16 protein-coding genes are annotated in these 17,337 nt (G+C 33.0%); 4 read left to right on the forward strand and 12 right to left on the reverse strand.

Annotated elements, in window-relative coordinates:
- Positions 1 to 11: 11 nt before the first annotated feature.
- Genes C7448_RS08805 through C7448_RS08815 form a run of 3 tightly spaced genes read right to left on the reverse strand, consistent with a single transcriptional unit; the run spans position 12 to position 1,927 of the window.
- Positions 12 to 770 carry an NAD(P)H-binding protein gene (locus C7448_RS08805; protein WP_115901010.1) on the reverse strand — a complete coding sequence of 253 codons (759 nt, stop codon included), beginning with the start codon at positions 768 to 770 and terminating at the stop codon, positions 12 to 14.
- Positions 757 to 1,422 (reverse strand): MIP/aquaporin family protein, encoded by a 666-nt coding sequence (locus C7448_RS08810; protein ID WP_115901011.1) that lies wholly within the window; start codon positions 1,420 to 1,422, stop codon positions 757 to 759. Before C7448_RS08810 ends, C7448_RS08805 begins: the two co-directional genes overlap by 14 nt.
- A 1-nt stretch (position 1,423) precedes the next feature.
- Positions 1,424 to 1,927, reverse strand: a complete 504-nt coding sequence (locus C7448_RS08815) for a DinB family protein (protein WP_115901012.1) — start codon at positions 1,925 to 1,927, stop codon at positions 1,424 to 1,426.
- A 121-nt stretch (positions 1,928 to 2,048) separates the two neighbouring features.
- Here C7448_RS08815 and C7448_RS08820 point away from each other — a divergent pair, with 121 nt between their 5' ends.
- Positions 2,049 to 2,891, forward strand: coding sequence for a DUF2911 domain-containing protein (locus C7448_RS08820; RefSeq protein WP_115901013.1), 843 nt, complete (start codon positions 2,049 to 2,051; stop codon positions 2,889 to 2,891).
- A 124-nt stretch (positions 2,892 to 3,015) separates the two neighbouring features.
- Positions 3,016 to 3,207 carry a hypothetical protein gene (locus C7448_RS08825; RefSeq protein WP_115901014.1) on the forward strand — a complete coding sequence of 64 codons (192 nt, stop codon included), beginning with the start codon at positions 3,016 to 3,018 and terminating at the stop codon, positions 3,205 to 3,207.
- A 64-nt stretch (positions 3,208 to 3,271) separates the two neighbouring features.
- Here the strand turns inward: C7448_RS08825 and C7448_RS08830 are convergent, their stop codons facing one another.
- A complete protein-coding gene (locus C7448_RS08830) occupies positions 3,272 to 4,090 on the reverse strand; it encodes a copper resistance protein NlpE (protein WP_170137023.1) in 819 nt (272 codons plus the stop codon).
- Positions 4,091 to 4,272: 182 nt separating this feature from the next.
- Between C7448_RS08830 and C7448_RS08835 the strand changes: the two genes are divergently transcribed.
- On the forward strand, positions 4,273 to 6,615 hold the full coding sequence (locus tag C7448_RS08835; protein WP_115901016.1) for a type IA DNA topoisomerase: 2,343 nt from the start codon (positions 4,273 to 4,275) through the stop codon (positions 6,613 to 6,615).
- Between the two features lie 222 nt (positions 6,616 to 6,837).
- Here C7448_RS08835 and C7448_RS15830 read toward each other — a convergent pair whose 3' ends face one another.
- Both C7448_RS15830 and C7448_RS08845 read right to left on the reverse strand, forming a co-directional pair.
- Positions 6,838 to 7,269, reverse strand: coding sequence for a hypothetical protein (locus tag C7448_RS15830; RefSeq protein ID WP_115901017.1), 432 nt, complete (start codon positions 7,267 to 7,269; stop codon positions 6,838 to 6,840).
- Positions 7,270 to 7,379: 110 nt separating this feature from the next.
- Complete coding sequence (locus C7448_RS08845; protein WP_115901018.1) at positions 7,380 to 8,057, reverse strand: TrmH family RNA methyltransferase; 678 nt, start codon at positions 8,055 to 8,057, stop codon at positions 7,380 to 7,382.
- A 147-nt stretch (positions 8,058 to 8,204) separates the two neighbouring features.
- Here C7448_RS08845 and C7448_RS08850 point away from each other — a divergent pair, with 147 nt between their 5' ends.
- The gene (locus tag C7448_RS08850; protein WP_115901019.1) at positions 8,205 to 8,888 is read left to right on the forward strand and encodes an SIR2 family NAD-dependent protein deacylase; all 684 of its coding nucleotides are present in this window, start codon (positions 8,205 to 8,207) and stop codon (positions 8,886 to 8,888) included.
- Positions 8,889 to 8,906: 18 nt separating this feature from the next.
- On the opposite strand, the gene C7448_RS08855 is transcribed toward C7448_RS08850, so the two are convergent.
- The 6 genes from C7448_RS08855 to C7448_RS08880 form a co-directional block, all read right to left on the reverse strand.
- Entirely contained in the window at positions 8,907 to 9,380 is a 474-nt protein-coding gene (locus tag C7448_RS08855) for a DUF6495 family protein (protein ID WP_115901020.1), read from the reverse strand.
- A gap of 118 nt (positions 9,381 to 9,498) precedes the next feature.
- On the reverse strand, positions 9,499 to 10,197 hold the full coding sequence (locus C7448_RS08860; protein ID WP_115901021.1) for a peptidoglycan DD-metalloendopeptidase family protein: 699 nt from the start codon (positions 10,195 to 10,197) through the stop codon (positions 9,499 to 9,501).
- Between the two features lie 72 nt (positions 10,198 to 10,269).
- Complete coding sequence (locus C7448_RS08865) at positions 10,270 to 11,154, reverse strand: hypothetical protein (RefSeq protein WP_115901022.1); 885 nt, start codon at positions 11,152 to 11,154, stop codon at positions 10,270 to 10,272.
- Positions 11,155 to 11,230: 76 nt separating this feature from the next.
- On the reverse strand, positions 11,231 to 11,902 hold the full coding sequence (locus tag C7448_RS08870) for a Crp/Fnr family transcriptional regulator (RefSeq protein ID WP_115901023.1): 672 nt from the start codon (positions 11,900 to 11,902) through the stop codon (positions 11,231 to 11,233).
- Positions 11,903 to 12,000: 98 nt separating this feature from the next.
- Complete coding sequence (locus C7448_RS08875; protein ID WP_115901024.1) at positions 12,001 to 14,268, reverse strand: aconitate hydratase; 2,268 nt, start codon at positions 14,266 to 14,268, stop codon at positions 12,001 to 12,003.
- Between the two features lie 182 nt (positions 14,269 to 14,450).
- On the reverse strand, positions 14,451 to 17,231 hold the full coding sequence (locus C7448_RS08880; RefSeq protein WP_115901025.1) for a bifunctional aconitate hydratase 2/2-methylisocitrate dehydratase: 2,781 nt from the start codon (positions 17,229 to 17,231) through the stop codon (positions 14,451 to 14,453).
- Positions 17,232 to 17,337 lie beyond the last annotated feature (106 nt).

The following is a 17,337-nucleotide window of genomic DNA, read 5'->3' on the forward strand; positions in this document are numbered from 1 at the left end:
GGCCAAAACTATTAAATACTCAATAAGTTATTGTGTATAAACTGATAGTTCAATCTTTTTTGAAGTTTTTCGCTGCTAATTATTTTGTAAACCAACGGTTTTGAATCGTCAAATTCTGGAGTAGGTTTTCCTAGAGTTTTTCTAGCATTTATATAAAAATCTTCTCTGGTTGGATGATCGTTTGAACAAGCATTAAAAACTTCTCCAAAAGCATTCTGTTCAATTATTTGTTCTATGATAGCAATGCAATCTTCTCTGTCTATCATATTTATATAACCTTTTGGATGTGGAATTTTTCTATTAGCAAACCAATTTCCCGGTTGCCTTTCCCCTCCAAATAATCCAGCAAAACGAATAATCGTTGCTTGAAACTTATTATTATTTCTAAATAGCTTTTCTATTTCTACTAGCGGAGAATTTACAGTTTCATCTTCTTCTGTCATTTCCTTGTTTAAACTAGGATACACCGAAGTGGAACTAATAAAGATAACTTTAGTTATTCTCGACTTTTCTATGGCAGAAATCAACCTTTTAAAACCTTCAATGTCTTTAGAGGTAATGGCAATTACTAACACATCACTCTCTAAAAACTCTAATTGAATATTTTTCACTGATACATCAACTAAGTATGCGTTAATAGCAACTGACTCTAATTCCTGAAGTTTCTCTTTTGATGTTGTTGATCCTTTTACTTCATATCCTTTCTCAATAAAGTTTACTGCTAATTCTTTTCCCAACCAACCACAGCCTAAAATGCTAACATTTTTCATCGCAACAATTATCGTCTTTTACTAATTTACAAGAAATCACTGCCAACAAAGCTCCAATAATTGGTGCTAGTATATACAACCATAAATGCTCTAAATGACCAGAAACTAATGCTGGTGCTATAGAACGGGCAGGGTTCATAGATGCTTTAGTTATAGGTCCTGCAAACATAGCTTCCAATAAAACTACACCTCCAATAGCTATTCCTGCCATTACTCCTACTTCTTTACTTCCTGTAGAAACATTAATAATAGTTAGCATCAAAAAGAAAGTAAGTAACAATTCTAATATAAAGGCTCGCCAAGGCACTACAGATGGTAGTGTTGCTCCATAAAACTCACTTGTAGGAAACAAAACCCAAAGCATTACACTTGCCAATAAGGCTCCTACTAATTGAGCTATTATATATTTAGGCACCTCTTTCCATGAGAACTTTTTAGCATAGGCAAAAGCAATAGTTACGGCTGGATTAAAATGTGCTCCAGAAATTTCTCCAAAAGCATAAATCATTGCCATAACTATTAATCCCCAAGTAATCGCTACTCCTATATGTGTTAAATCTGCGCCGTTAGTAACTTCACTTACAGTCATTGCCCCTGTTCCACAGAAAATTAAAGCAAAAGTCCCTATACTTTCAGATATGTATTTTTTCATTTTATGAGTTTCTATCTATTAATTTTTCTTTGAATAGTTCTATTTGTCTTCGATGTCTTAATATGTGTACAATCGCATGTTCAAACAATTGCTCCACATCGTATTTCTGTCCCCACTTTACATGTATTTTTTTATCTGGTTTTAGTTCTTCTAGCTTCATATTGGGGTAATCACAAAAGAGTTGTTCATTATAAGCTAACATTTTGTCCAATGCCTCATTATATTCTGAAATAGAACTTAGCTTCTCTTTTTCTTTATACGCTATACTTTCTCCTAACCATTTTCTTATTTCAATAACATACGTATATCCTGCCCTGACTACATGTGTTATTATTGTTTGAATTGATTTACAATCTTCATCTTTCGTATTATTATCAACTATTTGAATCAATTCTTTTGAGGTAACATCTTTAATTAACTCTTTAAACTCCCCTATTGATTTTTCATATTCATCTAACAAAGCTCCAATTGCTCCATTATCTCTATACACTTTATTTTTTTTCATTCTTACTTTGATTGCAAATATCTATTAAAACAATACTTCTGTATTTTAAGTTTTTGTTAACATTAATCCGAGGAATTCCTTGTAATTTTAACAAAACTAATTTAAAAACAAATCAATCAACATGAAAAAAATACTTTTAAGCTTGTTTGTTGTTGCTATATCAACAAATATCAGTGCACAATTAAAGACCCCAGCCCCAAGTCCAGCTGCTAAGTTAGAACAAACTGTAGGTTTAACTAACGTATCGGTTGAATATTCTCGTCCGAGCATGAAAGGAAGAGCTATTTTTGGAAATTTAGTTCCTTTCGGAAAAGTATGGAGAACAGGTGCCAATAAAAATACTATAGTTACTTTTAGCGATGATGTAGCCATTGATGGAAAAACCTTAAAAAAGGGAACATACGCTTTATATACTAAACCCGGAAAAGATTCTTGGGAAGTAATTTTTTACTCTGACGCTAACAACTGGGGAACTCCTCAAAAATGGGATGACTCTAAAGTAGCTGTATCTACTACTGCTAAAGTTGAAGCTATGCCAATGAAAATTGAAACGTTTACTATGTCTGTTGACAATTTGACAAACGATTCTGCTGTGTTAGGAATTTTATGGGAAAATGCTTACGTAGGTGTAAAATTTAATACTCCTACTGACAAAGCGGTAGAAAAAAATATAGCACAAGTAATGGGCGGACCTTCTGCTAATGATTATTTTTCTTCTGCTGTATATTATTTACAAGAAGGAAAAGATATTAACAAAGCTAAAAATTGGATTAACAAAGCGGTAGATATGACTAAAGACCAACCTCGTTTTTGGTACTTACGTCAACAATCGTTAATCTTAGCTAAAGCTGGAGATAAAAAAGGTGCTATTAAAGCTGCCAAAGCTTCATTAGCAGGTGCTGAAAAGGCAGGAAATGCTGACTATGTAAAAATGAACAAAGAGTTTATTGCTGAAATGAAGTAATTTTTTTCTGCTAAACTTTTTAAACATAAAACTCGCCAATTGGCGAGTTTTTTTGTTTTATAATTGTCAATGTAACAAATTCTATAATTTTACTACTTATATGTATATCAAAAAAATTTACACCATGAAAAACTTAACTCATAAAAAATCGTTGATTTTACTATCAGTAGGAATTTTTATAATTGCCTCTTTACAAATACTTACTCGTTATACAGAAATATCAGACATGATGCAAGGTTTAGGTATTGGCTTAGGAATCGGGCTATTAGTTACAAGTATAATTGGTAGAAAATTAAAGCATATAAAAGCTAGCTAGAAATTTCAATAAAAAAAGACTCACCAATGGTAAGTCTTTTCTTATGTCTTATATAATAATCAAGCTACTTTTTTTGTAAAAAATATAACTCAGCCAATTCACCAGTTATTTCTTTTCCTTCAATATCTAGCTTTTGAATAGCTCCTTCTACTACTTTTAACTTATAAGCCTCTTCATTACCATCTATTAGTGTAATTACTGTACCAGCTGCATCCCATTCAAAAGTTCCTTCAACTGTTTCTTCTTGTCCTTCTCCTAAATATTTTATAGTCATTACGTAGGTACTATTATTTTTCAGCAAAATGGTGGTCTTAATTCCTTCACAGTCTGCACATGGTAATGTTCCTTCATATTCACCTTCCCAATCTAACGAGTTTTTTGCATTATGACCATCGTTCTTTGCTTTAATTGGATTTGTAGTTACATTACCATCCATTTCTTTGGATACAATTATTACTAATGAAGGACGTGTAGTATAACTAGTTTCATTTCCTTCAATAACTGAAAAGTCAAAATTAATTTTCTCTCCTTTTTTAGTAAGTGATACTGGCTGAAGCTCAGTTGATTTGTTATTAGCATCAACGGTAACTGCAATTACATATTCCTTTTCGAAATCGATTAGAGTTGGAGTTCCATTTTTCCCCATAACTGCTGCTGCCCCAAAATATTTCTCAAACTCTTCTCTACTATCTATTTTACTCGGAAGCTTATCTACATTATTTTTAATAAAATATCTTGAAGCAACTTTGTAAGTTATAGCTATAGGCTCATTAGTTTCAATAGTTTCTTCTTTAATTTCCTTTGATTTCTTGCTATTCAAGTTACACCCTACAAATACAGAAGCAACTAATAATAACGTTCCTAAAAATTTTAGTGTTCTCATTTTTTTCATAATTTAATTAAACAATTACAGCATCATACTTAACTCTATCTCTTAATATAAATATGGCGTTTATCCGCAAGTTAACAAATATTATACCAATCAAATTTAGTTTCCTTTCTTTTTAAAAACACTTCTTATTTTTTACAAATAATTTAGTAATTTCGACCCTCTAAATTACTTTCATGAAAGTTTGCATCGCCGAGAAACCTAGTGTAGCCCGTGAGATTGCTAATATCTTAGGAGCCAATACCAAACGAGATGGATATTTCGAAGGTAACGGCTATGCTGTTACCTATACATTCGGTCATTTATGCACGCTTTTAGAACCCAAAGACTACAAACCACACTGGAAAAGTTGGGACCTAAACAACTTACCCATGCTTCCTGAACGTTTCGAAACAAAAGTTACGAGTGATAGCGGAATTCAGAAACAGTTCAATATTGTAAAATCTTTATTTCAAAAAGCTGATGTGGTTATCAACTGTGGGGATGCTGGGCAAGAAGGAGAACTTATTCAGCGTTGGGTTATTAATCAGGCAAATTACAAGGGTAAAATTCAACGATTATGGATTTCTTCCTTAACCGAAGAAGCTATAAAAGAAGGTTTTGAAAACCTAAAAGACAACGACGATTACAACAATTTATATTATGCGGGGTTTTCTCGTGCCATTGGCGATTGGTTATTAGGTTTAAATGCTACCCGTTTGTACACTGTAAAATTTGGTGGTTACAAACAAGTATTATCTATCGGTAGAGTGCAAACTCCTACCCTAGCCATGTTGGTTGAACGCTACAAAGAAATTCAGAATTTTAAACCTGAACCGTATTGGGAGTTACAAACTCAATATCGTGAGACATTGTTTAGTTGTGAAGAAGGTCGTTTTTTAAAGAAAGAAGACGGACAAGCTTTTGCTGATAAAGTAAAAGAAAGTGACTTTGAAATTACTTCGGTTACCAAGAAAAAAGGGAAAGAATACGCTCCGAAACTTTTCGATTTAACAGGCTTACAGGTATATTGTAATAATAAGTTTGGTTTTTCAGCAGATGAAACCTTAAAAATTGTTCAGAAATTATACGAAATGAAAGTAGTTACCTACCCAAGAGTAGATACTACTTTTTTACCAAATGATGTGTACCCTAAAGTTCCGAATATTTTAAAAGGATTGAAACAATATGCTTCTTTAACTCAACCACTATTAGGGAAGAAAATACGTAAATCGAGTAAAGTTTTTAACGATAAAAAAGTTACCGATCACCATGCGATTATTCCTACAGGGGTAGAAATAAACTTACAGTACAATCAGCAACAAGTATATGATATCATCGTAAAACGATTTATTGCCGTGTTTTATCCCGATAGTGATATCTCTAAAACTGAAGTTAAAGGAGAAGCTGATAAGGTGCCGTTTAGAACTTCAGGAAAGGAAATACTCACCAAAGGTTGGCGAGCTGTTTTTGAATATGGAAACGATTCTAAAAAAACAGAAGAAAAAGATGTACTTCCTACCTTTGAAAAAGGAGAAAAAGGTCCGCACGAACCTTCATTTTTAGAAAAGGAAACAAAGCCTCCTAGAAATTATACCGAAGCTAGTTTATTACGTGCCATGGAAACTGCCGGAAAACAAGTAGATGATGATGAAATGCGTGAATTAATGAAAGAAAATGGTATTGGACGACCATCTACACGTGCGAGTATTATTGAAACTTTATTTAGAAGAAAATATATTGAGCGTCAAAAAAAATTGATTATTCCTACCCAAACAGGTATCGATTTGATTGATTTAATTGATAACGAACTTTTAAAATCTGCTGAATTAACAGGACTATGGGAAAAACGTTTAAAAGAAATTGAACGTGGTGAATATCATGCGGCTATGTTTATCAATCAAATGAAAAAAATGGTTGATGATTTGGTCTACGAAGTTCGTTCAAGTTCTAAGACGAAACGAATTTCTTACGAAGCTCAAAAAACGAAACAAAAACCAAAGAAAACAACGTCAAAAAAGAAAACTGTCATTGGTAAAGAATGTCCAAAATGTAAAAAAGGACAACTTTTGAAAGGAAGTACTGCTTACGGATGTTCTGCTTATAAAAATGGTTGTAATTTTACCTTAGCTTTTGAGTTTATGGCTAAAAAAATATCCGAAAATCAATTAATCCGTTTGCTTGATAAAGGCTGCACGACCAATTTAAAAGGATTCAAACAAGACGATAAAAAAGTAGAAGGTTTAGTTCGTTTTGATGATAATTTCAACCTAAAACTTGAACCTAAAAAAACAAATTCTAATGTCATTTCGAGTGATAACGAGAAACATAAGTTCAGCAAAGCTAAATCTCACTCTGACACCTTAACCTGCCCAAAATGTAATAAGGGAACTGTTTTAAAAGGAAAGTCTGCCTACGGATGTTCTGAATATAAAAACGGTTGCGATTTTGTGTTTACTTTTGAAAACATCAAAAAAATGGCTAACGGGCAACCGTTAACCAAAGAATTAGTACTTGAAATATTAAGTTCTAATAGCTAATTTTAATTAAATTAGTTACAACCAATTCCATAATGGCTTGTTCTAGCTCCTGCCCTCTTTCTAGCCCCATCTTTTTACAAATACAATGACGAGAAGCTTGAACAGATCCAATCGTTACGTTTCTTATTTTTGTTACTTTAAGTCCGTACCAATTGTAAATCCGAACTATCTGGTTAATAACCTAATTAAAATTTTATCTTTTCTCATTTGTTTTCTTTTTTTCTACAAACATGATATAAATAAACCATAATCAAGTATTAAAAAGCATAAATCTCGATACATCAAATACTTTTGGAGTTTTAAATTTAATGGTTTTGGGTCTTTAGTTGTATATAAATCATCTGCATTAGGATTGTGCCATATATAAATGGAGTCTTGTTTACTATTTAAGAAGTGTTTGTAATATTCATTTTGGGTTCCTTCATCAACTTCAACACTCGATTTATAATCAAAATAATAGATTTCTTTAATATTTTCATCATTTACGCCTCCATTCATCGCAAACTGGTCAATTGAATCTACTTTTACCTTTATCTTTCTATAATCCTTTATATATTTTACTCTTTTTTGATATAGTTTAAAACGTATAAAAGTAAAAGGAGAACTTATAAATAAAATAAAAAAAACAACAAACAAAATTTTTCTAACCCACATATTTTAAAACTTTCTTTTGCTATCAGATTTGTTTCGGAATCCCATAATGATGATACATGATAATTTACAATGTGAACCTGAAACAAGTTTAGGTTGATGTTTTACACAAATTACTGCTTATTAAACTCTTTGTAGTAATGCTCTATCAGTTTCTCTGGGTTTTTAATGGTGTTTTTTATCCATTTAAAGTACAGTACCTTCTTTTCTTCTTCAGAGAGTTGCCAACTTAAATTTGTTCTTTTTAAACGTGTAGTTACATCTTGTAGCGTGATTGCAGCTGCTACTGAGATATTTAAACTTTCAGTAAACCCAACCATAGGGATTTTTAAAAATCCATCCGCTTCTTGTTTTATATAATCAGAAATACCATCTTTTTCAGCTCCAAAAACAAATGCTGCCTTTTTGGTCACATCAAAATCGGATAACACACAAGAATCGGTATGAGGTGTTGTTCCTATAATTTGATATCCTTTCGTTCGTAAATCTTTCAAACAAGCTTTGGTATTGTCTCCGTCTTCTTTATATCGATGAATATCTAACCATTTCTGACTTCCCTTCGCCACATGTCTTGAAACTCTATTGGTTACTTTATTTTCAATTGCATACACATCTTGTACTCCAAAAATATCACAGCTTCTTACTACTGCACTTGCATTGTGAGGCTGATAAATATCTTCTAACACTACCGCAAAATGACGTGTTCGTTCATTTAAAACCTTATGAAAGTTTTTTTTTCTTTTCTCAGTAATATACCCTTCTAAATAAGCTAATAGTCCTTCATCAATCATACAACAAACATAGTAAATTTTCCTATTTTTAATCACAGGGCGATGGCCTAGTATTTATTTTCTTAAACTTGCAACAAAATAGAGAATGCTCTTTGATAACATACTTCATATCTTAGGCTTAAAATTATTAATTTTTCAATTATATCTATGAAAAAACGACTAGTAGTATTAACAGGAGCAGGAATCAGTGCCGAAAGCGGTATTAAAACTTTTAGGGATGCTGATGGCTTATGGGAAGGTCATGATATTTATGAAGTAGCTTCTCCACAAGGGTTTCATGCAAACCCTGAATTGGTGTTGAATTTTTACAATCTGCGTAGAAAACAACTATTAGAGGTTTTTCCTAATAAAGCACATCACAACTTAGTTGCATTAGAAAATGATTTTGAGGTTACGATCATTACTCAGAATGTAGATGATTTGCACGAACGCGCTGGAAGCAAGAATGTAATTCACTTGCACGGTGAGCTATTAAAAGCTCGTAGTACTAAAAACAAACACCTGGTTTACAATTGGAATAAAGATATTGTTATAGGCGATGTATGTGAAGAAAATGAACAATTGCGTCCACATATTGTTTGGTTTGGCGAAGATGTTCCTCTATTAGAAAAGGCTGTTGAAATTACCTTACAAGCTGATATTTTAGTAATCATTGGAACGTCTATGCAAGTATATCCTGCAGCTAGTTTGGTTAACTATATACAACACAACACGCCTATTTATTTTATTGACCCTAAACCTGCTGTAAATAAAAACGCCTTCAATAACTTAACAATTATTGAAGACGTTGCTAGTACAGGTACTGATATGCTAGTTAAAATACTTCAATAAGTTCAGCACTACAATTAGTTATGAATTTGAAGTTAATTTATCAAAATACTCGTACAATTCTCCTTTAGAAATGTTGCTTCCTTTTTCAATTAAATCAAAAATTTCAACATTTCTTTCTTCTTCATAAGCTTTTGAACCTCTTAAAAACTCAATAGCTTCATCATTCGGTTTTTTTAATAACCATTCAAATCCTTCTTGTTCTAAAACATTCACCTCTTTGTCAATTTTTATCACAATACGGTGAATCTCTTTTTCTTCACATTTAAATAGATTGATCACTTTTGATGAAAAATGTTCTAAATACGCTGTTTTGGTAAGAACATCGTCCCAAACTACATCACTAAACACATTCATTTCTTCTTCTGCCACCTGTGGTTTCTCTTTCTTTAGTTCATCCCATTCTTTTTTATCAATGTTTTGTGATGCTAAAAATCGAGCAAATTCTTCATGTAATCCTTCAAATTGTTCTTTTGTAAGTTGTCTATATTTCAAACGTTTAAATTTTATTAATTGATTCGTATATAATTATAAAATATAGAACGTTTGCAACCACTCGTTACATTCGTTCTCTCATTAAAAATTTTAAACAAATTCTTTTCTAAATAAGTTTTTAAAATTTATTAATGTTCGTTTCATTTGGCAATTTTAATAATAAATTAGGATTAGGGCAATTTTGCTTGTAAAAATCCAACGTCTTTTTTGAAGCTACTCCAGGATAATCTCCAAAATAGTCTTCTATATCTATAATTAACTGAAAATGTAAATGAGGTGCATAGTCTCCATTCACGAAACTATCTCCTAAAGTTCCTATCTTTTCTCCTTGTTTTACTTGTTTTCCTACTGATAATTCTTCTAAGGACTCTAATGATAAATGACCATATAATGAATAAAAATCATTTCCTTCTATTGAATGTTTTACTATAATCGTTGGCCCATAATCTCCATAATTTAAATTGTTTTTAAAGCTATAAATTTCCCCATCTAATACAGCTAAAATATCTGTACCTGCATCACACCATAAATCTATTCCTAAATGTATATTTCGTTGATTTTCTTCTGATAGTTTATTGAAATGTTCACTTCGGCTATAAATATCTCTTACCTCTAAATACCCACCAAAGGCAACTGTTTTTTGATGTTTTGAAAAGTAGCTTTCTAAATATGCTTCCCACTCCTTTGATGAAGAAACATCAAAGATTAATTCTTTATTAGATGCAGCTATTGAAATTGGAACATACTCTTCTACAGAGATAGTTACATCAATTACAGGTAATGGTTTTTGAGATATGTTGTTTAAAAATTCTATCATAAATATTTTATATAAAAAAGAGTAACCAAAGATAATTGATTACTCTCACATTTATAACCTGTATAAAATACTCTATCTTGTAACAGTACCGCTAATTTCCTTAACTGGCCCTGCTCCCATAGTAAATGTTACATGGTCATCAGCATCTGATGGAACTCCATGCGCTAGGGGCTTTAATGTAAAAGGGTTTGGGCTATTATCTGGATCTGGCTCAACGGATATAACAGCTGTCCTGCCTCTTAAATCTGTAGGAAAAGTAAATCCAGTAGGTGCATTTTGTATAAAGTCTTCTCCTGGATATCCTGGTCCATTATTTACATTTCCTTTAAATGATGTTGTTGCTGCATTATCATCAGCCATAGCCACATCAGTAAAGGTTCCTGTACTAATTGGTGTGCCATTTATAACTACCCATCCTTCATACTTCCAACCTGCTGGTAATGTTGGTAAAGATAATCCTGTAGCTGGACTTCCACTTGTTAAATCTAAAAACCAAATACCACTTCTTTCATTGTTCATCATTCCATCAGTTGGGGTTGCTAGAATATATTTTCCTGTGGCAGTAAAGAAATCCCCAACAATTCCTGTAGATGTTACTCCTGCTGAGTTACCAGAAAAATCACCCGCTACTATTTTAGTATTTGCTGGCGCTGGATCTGGATCGTTCGTTGGTTCTATAGAAAGTACAAATTTTGTGGCTGTTGCTAAAGTATTTGCTTCTACTACAAAAGAGCTTTGTGATAATTCTCCTGAGTCATTTACACTAAAAGTTCCTGTTGATACTGGTGATCCATTTACTATAACCCACCCTTCATATACATACTCTGTTCCTAAACTTTCTAAACCAGTTATATTTAGACTTAAGTTTGATGTTCTTGGTGCGTTATCATCATCATCGCTACAGGCAGCAAAAGTTATCGTGCTTATTACTGCTAATGTTAAAAGCATTTTCTTCATTGTTTTTGTAATTTTGAATTTATACAAAAACAAAGTTACTTGCATGTTTTCTTTTAAAATGTTAGCTAGCTTACACTTATGCTACTTTTTTTAGCAATCGTATTTCTTTTCTGTTAAAGTCTATTATTTGTTCTTGTTTTAACTCATTCATTAAAGTATTTAAAGTAGGTCTTGAGGTACCTATAAGTGTTGCAATATCTTTCTGTGTATAAGGGTGTTCAATTACTTGATCTCCTGTTTTATCACATTCATGACCATATTCTTCACAAAGCTCTTTAAAAAACTCTAACAAACGGGCCCGTGTATCTTTAAATAATAATAATTGCAGTCTTCTCTCTAGCTTTTTCATTCGTACGCCTATGAACTTATAGATTTTAAAACTTACAGATACATTATCTCTCATTAATGAATACATTGTATCTTTAGATACGGGACAAACTACTGTAGCATTATCAATTGATTGTGCAAATTCATTTCTTTTTTCGATTCCTAAAATGGCTTTTTCTCCAAATATTTCTCCTTTGGTTAAAATTGCTTTGATAATCTCATTTCCATCTTCAGTATAATATCCTATCTTCACTTTTCCTTTATCTATTAGGTATATTTTACTAGCTGCGTCATCTTCAAAATATATATAGTCGCTTTTTTTATATGTAGAAAATATATGCTCCTGTTTATACCCCTCATATCTGTGTGGACATAATATTTTAAATAAATTAACATCTTCAAAAAACCAAAGTTTGCCCATAATTTACTTTTTAAACTAGGTCGGAAAGATTAATGTTTCTTTACAAAAAAAGCTCTGGAGTTTTCCAGAGCTTTTAAGCGATTTATTTTAAACTATAGTTAAGCATTTTGTTTTTTAATTAGGTTTAAAGCTGATCCTTCTTTGTACCATTCAATTTGTCCTTCGTTGTAGGTATGGTTTGTAACGATTATATCTTTTGAGCCATCAGTGTGTACTACTTCAATCGTCAATGGTTTACCAGTTGCAAACTCATTTAAGTCCACGAAGTTAAACGTATCATCTTCTTGAATTAAATCGTAATCTGATTCGTTATCAAATGTTAATCCTAACATTCCTTGTTTTTTCAAGTTTGTTTCATGAATACGTGCAAATGATTTTACTAATACTGCGGCAACTCCTAAATGACGTGGTTCCATTGCTGCATGCTCACGAGAAGAACCTTCACCATAATTGTGATCTCCTACCACAATCGTTTTAATTCCTTTTGCTTTGTATTCACGTTGTACTTTAGGTACTGCATCATACTCTCCTGTTAATTGGTTTTTCACGAAGTTTGTTTTCATGTTGAATGCATTTACTGCTCCAATTAAACAATTATTCGAAATATTATCTAAATGTCCACGGTAACGTAACCAAGGTCCTGCCATAGAAATATGGTCAGTCGTACATTTCCCATGTGCTTTGATTAATAATTTTGCTCCTTCAATTGTATCTCCTAATGGAGTAAATGGAGTCAACAATTCTAAACGTTCTGAATTAGGGTTTACAACTATTTCTACATGACTACCGTCTTTCTCTGGTGCTAGATACCCATTATCTTTAACTTCAAACCCTTTTGGTGGTAACTCCCACCCTGTTGGCTCATCAAACATTACCTCTTCTCCATTTTCATTGATTAATGAATCTGTCATTGGATTAAAGTCTAAACGTCCTGAAATTGCAATAGCAGCAGTTAATTCTGGTGAAGCTACAAAAGCATGTGTATTAGGATTGCCATCAGCTCGTTTAGCAAAGTTACGGTTGAAAGAGTGAACAATACTGTTCTTTGGTGCATTTTTAGGGTCACTATACCTAGCCCACTGCCCAATACATGGTCCACATGCGTTGGTAAATATTTTAGCATCCAGTTTTTCAAAAAGATCCAAAATACCATCTCTTTCTGCTGTGTATCGAACTTGCTCTGAACCAGGATTGATCCCTAATTCGGACTTCATTTTTAATCCTTTATCAATTGCCTGTTGTGCTATGGAAGCTGCACGTGATAAATCTTCGTAAGAAGAGTTTGTACAAGAACCTATTAAGCCCCACTCTACTTGTAGCGGCCATTCATTGGCTGTTGCTTTTTCTCCCATTTCTTTTCCTGCTGGTGTTGATAAGTCTGGAGTAAAAGGTCCATTTAATAAAGGTCCTAATTCTGATAAGTTAATTTCAATAACTTGATCAAAATATTGTTCAGGATTTGTATATACTTCTGTATCTCCTGTTAAGTATTCTTTAATTTCATTTGCTGCATCTGCAACATCGCTTCTATCTGTAGCTCGTAAATAACGTTCCATAGATTCATCATAACCAAATGTTGACGTGGTTGCTCCTATTTCAGCTCCCATGTTACAAATAGTCCCTTTACCAGTACATGACATTGCTGTTGCCCCAGGTCCAAAATATTCTACAATTGCACCTGTTCCCCCTTTTACTGTAAGGATTTCTGCTACTTTTAAAATCACATCTTTTGGTGCTGTCCATCCAGATAATTTACCTGTTAATTTTACACCTATTAATTTTGGGAACTTCAATTCCCAAGGCATACCCGCCATTACATCTACTGCATCTGCTCCTCCAACACCAATAGCGACCATACCTAATCCTCCAGCATTTACCGTGTGAGAATCGGTACCAATCATCATTCCTCCTGGAAAAGCATAATTTTCTAATACTACTTGATGAATAATCCCAGCTCCAGGTTTCCAAAAACCAATGCCATATTTATTAGATACAGATTCTAAAAAGTTAAAAACTTCACTACTTACATCGTTTGCATGTTTTAAATCGGTTGCTGCTCCATCTTTAGCCTGAATTAAATGATCACAATGCACAGTAGTAGGTACCGCTACCTTATCTTTTCCTGCTTGCATAAATTGTAATAATGCCATTTGTGCTGTTGCATCTTGGCACGCAATGCGATCTGGTGCAAAATCAACATAATCCTTTCCTCTTTCGAAAGCTTTCGTTGGGGTTTCATCCCAAAGGTGTGTGTATAAAATTTTCTCTGCTAATGTTAAAGGCTTACCCGTAATTTTACGTGCTTCATCTACACGATCAACCACCTTACTGTACACCTCTTTTATCATATTAATATCAAAAGCCATAAATATTATTTTTTTGTTGCTCTACGAATTTACCAAAAAAAAATAGTTTAAGAATGGGCTTATTATATAATTATAAAAAGTTTAAATAAGTTTTTTCTATAACTAAATCATGGTACTCTTATTTATAAAAGAAAAAGCCCGAATCTTTTCAGACTCGAGCTCTTCTATTAAATTTTAGTAACCTATGCTGTTACTAATTGTTTTTGAGATGGTTTGAATTTTGTTAAAACAATACCATCAACAGCTTTTTCATATTCTTCCATAGTAGGAGTTCTTCCTAAAATAGTAGATAACACTACTACTGGTGTAGATGATAATAAAGATTCTCCTTTTTTCTCTCCTGAATCTTTTACTACTCTTCCTTGGAATAAACGTGTTGATGTAGCCATTACTGTATCTCCTGGTTCTGCCTTTTCTTGATTACCCATACATAAGTTACACCCTGGACGCTCTAAATATAACATGTTTTCATACTTAGTACGTGCTAAACCTTTTGGTTCATTATCATCAAACTCAAATCCTGAATATTTTTGTAATACTTCCCAATCTCCTTCTGCTTTTAACTCATCAACAATATTGTATGTTGGTGGGGCAACTACTAACGGAGCATTAAACTCTATTTTTCCTTGTTGCTCTTCAATGTTTTTCAACATTTGAGCTAAAATCTTCATATCTCCTTTATGAACCATACAAGACCCTACGAAGCCTAAATCTACTTTTTTAGTTCCTCCATAGAATGATAATGGTCTAATAGTATCGTGCGTATAACGTTTAGAAACATCCTCATTATTTACATCAGGATCAGCAATCATTGGCTCAGCAATTTCATCTAAATCGATAACAACCTCTGCATAATATTTAGCATCTGCATCAGGTTTTAATGCTGATTTAATTCCTGTTTTAACTTCTTGAATTCTAGTATTTGCCTTATCAACTAAACCTTTTAATACTTGCTTTTCATTATCCATTCCTTTGTCAATCATGATTTGGATACGATCTCTGGCAATTTCTAACGATTCAATTAATGTTTCATCTTCTGAAATACAAATAGAAGCCTTCGCTTTCATTTCAGCTGTCCAGTCAGTAAATGTAAAGGCTTGATCAGCTGTTAATGTACCAATATGTACTTCAATAACTCTTCCTTGGAACACATTTTCTCCATCAAACTGCTTTAACATTTGTTGTTGTGTTGCATGTACTACATCACGGAAATCCATGAAGCTTCTCATGTCTCCTTTAAATGTTACTTTAACAGATTGTGGAATTGGCATTGTTGCTTCCCCTGTTGCTAAAGCTAATGCTACTGTACCAGAATCTGCTCCAAAAGCTACACCTTTAGACATACGTGTATGTGAGTCTCCACCAATAATAATATCCCAATCACTTACTGTAATATCATTTAATACTTTGTGAATTACATCTGTCATTGCAGGATATTGTCCTTTAGGGTCACGTCCTGTAATTAATCCGAAGTCATTCATAAACTTCATTAATCTTGGAATGTTTGCTCTTGACTTATCATCCCATACAGAAGCCGTATGACAACCTGATTGGTAAGCTCCATCAACTATTGGTGAAATAACTGTAGCAGCCATCATTTCTAGCTCCTGAGAAGTCATTAACCCTGTAGTGTCTTGAGAACCTACAATATTAACTTCTACACGAGCATCAGACCCAGCATGTAATGTTTTTCCTGGAGTTGCTCCTACTGCATTTTTGTTAAATATTTTTTCAACAGCTGTTAACCCTTGTCCTTCAACAGAGACTTCTTTAGAAGTAGCATATACTTGAGGTACATCAATTCCTAATACTTTAGCTGCAAATGTTTGTAATTTCTTACCAAAAACAACTGCATAAGAGCCTCCGGCTTTAATAAACTCCATTTTTTGTGGAGTTAGTGCTGCTGAAATATCTTTTAATTCTTTTTCTGCGCTATATAATTTCTTTGTCTTTGTATTAATTGTAAGAACAGTTCCTGTTTCTACTGAATACTCTTGTTTTAAAACTGGTTCTCCATCTTCATCTACAATCGTGTTACCTTCAGCGTCTTTTTGCTTTACCCAGTTTTTTAAATCGATACCAATACCACCTGTTACACCTACTGTAGTTAAGAAAATTGGAGAAATTCCGTTGGTTCCTGCAATTACTGGTGCGATATTGATAAATGGAACGTATGGACTTGATTCAACACCTGTCCATAAAGCCACGTTATTTACACCTGACATTCTAGAAGATCCAACTCCCATTGTCCCTTTTTCAGCTACTAACATCACACGTTTGTCAGAATGTTGTTCTTTAAGCGCTAAAAGCTCTTTTTGCATATCTTTATTATGCTCGAAAAGTGACTGTCCGTGTAATTCACGATCAGACCTTGAGTGTGCGTCAGCTCCTGGAGATAATAAATCTGTAGAAATATCTCCAATTCCAGCTATGTAAGTAACTACTTTAATTTCTTCTTCTACTTCAGGAAGCTTTGTGAAAAACTCCGCTTGTGCATAGCTTTCTATAAGCTCTTTTGCTATTTCATTACCAGCTTTATAAGCTTCCTCTAAACGCTCTGTATCTGCTTCATATAAGAACACCTGTGTTTTTAACACTTTTGCAGCTTCTTCAGCAGTAGCAGCATTATTACCTAATGCTAAATCAAGTAAAACTTCTATAGAGGCTCCTCCTTTCATGTGCCCTAATTGTTCTAAAGCAAAAGCAGGAGTTATTTCTTCCACTACAAATTCACCAAGAATAATCTCTTTTAAAAATTTAGCTTTTACCCCTGCGGCACTTGTTGTACCTGGTAAAACATTATAAATAAAGAAATTAAGAGAATCTTCTCTGTGAGGATTGTTTACATCTTTAATTTGTGAGATGATTTCTGTTAACAATTCACTTCCATCAATTGGCTTAGGGTGGAGCCCTTGCCCTTTTCTTACTTCAATCTCCTTTAGGTAATCTAAGTATGTGTTCATAAAAAGTTTTGTTTTAAATATTGAAAGGAAATAGTAAAATTACTATATATTAAAACTGATTTTCCGCAGCTTTATCCTGTTATTTTTTGCTTAGCAAAAGTAGTAT

This window comes from Tenacibaculum gallaicum, assembly GCF_003387615.1.
GTDB classification, from domain to species: domain Bacteria; phylum Bacteroidota; class Bacteroidia; order Flavobacteriales; family Flavobacteriaceae; genus Polaribacter; species Polaribacter gallaicus.

What these genes read in the sequence shown, in the direction of transcription:
- C7448_RS08825 (WP_115901014.1), top strand. Translation starts at nt 3,016, where the DNA reads ATGAAAAACTTAACTCATAAAAAATCGTTGATTTTACTATCAGTAGGA.
- C7448_RS08850 (WP_115901019.1), top strand. Translation starts at nt 8,205, where the DNA reads ATGAAAAAACGACTAGTAGTATTAACAGGAGCAGGAATCAGTGCCGAA.
- C7448_RS08865 (WP_115901022.1), bottom strand. Translation starts at nt 11,154, where the DNA reads ATGAAGAAAATGCTTTTAACATTAGCAGTAATAAGCACGATAACTTTT.
- C7448_RS08815 (WP_115901012.1), bottom strand. Translation starts at nt 1,927, where the DNA reads ATGAAAAAAAATAAAGTGTATAGAGATAATGGAGCAATTGGAGCTTTG.
- C7448_RS08830 (WP_170137023.1), bottom strand. Translation starts at nt 4,090, where the DNA reads ATGAGAACACTAAAATTTTTAGGAACGTTATTATTAGTTGCTTCTGTA.
- C7448_RS08875 (WP_115901024.1), bottom strand. Translation starts at nt 14,268, where the DNA reads ATGGCTTTTGATATTAATATGATAAAAGAGGTGTACAGTAAGGTGGTT.
- C7448_RS08805 (WP_115901010.1), bottom strand. Translation starts at nt 770, where the DNA reads ATGAAAAATGTTAGCATTTTAGGCTGTGGTTGGTTGGGAAAAGAATTA.
- C7448_RS08810 (WP_115901011.1), bottom strand. Translation starts at nt 1,422, where the DNA reads ATGAAAAAATACATATCTGAAAGTATAGGGACTTTTGCTTTAATTTTC.
- C7448_RS08835 (WP_115901016.1), top strand. Translation starts at nt 4,273, where the DNA reads ATGAAAGTTTGCATCGCCGAGAAACCTAGTGTAGCCCGTGAGATTGCT.
- C7448_RS15830 (WP_115901017.1), bottom strand. Translation starts at nt 7,269, where the DNA reads ATGTGGGTTAGAAAAATTTTGTTTGTTGTTTTTTTTATTTTATTTATA.
- C7448_RS08820 (WP_115901013.1), top strand. Translation starts at nt 2,049, where the DNA reads ATGAAAAAAATACTTTTAAGCTTGTTTGTTGTTGCTATATCAACAAAT.
- C7448_RS08860 (WP_115901021.1), bottom strand. Translation starts at nt 10,197, where the DNA reads ATGATAGAATTTTTAAACAACATATCTCAAAAACCATTACCTGTAATT.
- C7448_RS08845 (WP_115901018.1), bottom strand. Translation starts at nt 8,057, where the DNA reads ATGATTGATGAAGGACTATTAGCTTATTTAGAAGGGTATATTACTGAG.
- C7448_RS08870 (WP_115901023.1), bottom strand. Translation starts at nt 11,902, where the DNA reads ATGGGCAAACTTTGGTTTTTTGAAGATGTTAATTTATTTAAAATATTA.
- C7448_RS08880 (WP_115901025.1), bottom strand. Translation starts at nt 17,231, where the DNA reads ATGAACACATACTTAGATTACCTAAAGGAGATTGAAGTAAGAAAAGGG.